We start from the raw sequence: 866 nt of genomic DNA, 5'->3' as shown, positions 1-866 counted from the left end.
GGGGGATTTGCGGCTTGTAAAGAATACGGTCTTTTTTTGTGCCAATCCTTAAGCGCCTGAATGGGCGTGATGTGCCCGATGTTTTTCTGCGGGACATGGTACAAGCGTGTCTTCGACCTCGTGATAGATTTTGGGACATCCCAGTCCCCAAAATCGACTCGGCCTTTGACAACCTATTGGTGCCCCAGCAGTCCTGGTCACCCAGCACTACGCAACAACCTCGCAAGCTCGTTGCTGCTCCGTACTTGGCTCCCATATGACTGGACGCCGCGTTCGGAGGCCTACTTTGTTTTCCCTCTGGCGCAAGGCACGCCGGGAAAACAGTGCGGCCTCGCGGCTACTGGGGTCTACCAGCCTTCGCTTCGCTCTCCATGGCTGGCAGCGGATACAGGTACAGCGTCTCCTGTAAATCCCTGGACGCATCAAAATGCGTGGTAGCGAGAATCTCGCTGATCCGGCCATTGAAACGCTCAACCATGCCATTGGCTTGCGGGTGTTTGGGCTTGATCAGACGGTGCTCAATGCCTTCTGCCTGACATACTTGATCAAAAGGATGCTGGCCGGTGGGTTTACGTTCTCCGTTGGCGATAAAGCGATCCGTAAACTCTTTACCATTATCCGTCAGCACCTTGGTGATGATAAAAGGCGCCTTCTTGTTGACGGCATACGGAACACTCATTACCCTGTAAATTATACGTTCTCAACCTATTCCACAAACGACCGTTCACCGCTTCATACCTCTCGACTTCATACCTCTCGACTGTTTCTGTGCGCCATTGACAAGGCGTACACCATCCTCATGCTCGAAGGCATCAGCCTTACGCTGGATTTCGTTGTCGGTCAGGCCATTTGACTTCGCAATGGTC

1 protein-coding gene and 1 pseudogene are annotated in these 866 nt (G+C 53.0%); one reads left to right on the top strand and one right to left on the bottom strand.

Going from position 1 to position 866, the window contains the following annotated elements; translation table 11 throughout:
- The first annotated feature begins 120 nt into the window (after positions 1 to 120).
- On the top strand, positions 121 to 438 hold the full coding sequence (locus ACOCD2_RS22720) for a hypothetical protein (protein WP_293675413.1): 318 nt from the start codon (positions 121 to 123) through the stop codon (positions 436 to 438).
- On the opposite strand, the pseudogene ACOCD2_RS22715 reads toward ACOCD2_RS22720, so the two are convergent.
- Positions 386 to 652, bottom strand: a pseudogene (locus tag ACOCD2_RS22715) (integrase core domain-containing protein); the annotation flags it as partial. The gene ACOCD2_RS22720 and the pseudogene ACOCD2_RS22715 overlap by 53 nt on opposite strands.
- Positions 653 to 866 lie beyond the last annotated feature (214 nt).

The sequence above is a fragment of the Thiolapillus sp. genome (genome assembly GCF_048562965.1).
Lineage (GTDB): Bacteria > Pseudomonadota > Gammaproteobacteria > Chromatiales > Chromatiaceae > Thiolapillus > Thiolapillus brandeum_A.
Note: the sequence above shows the minus strand (reverse complement) of the source record. Positions and strands in the feature narration are given on the sequence as shown.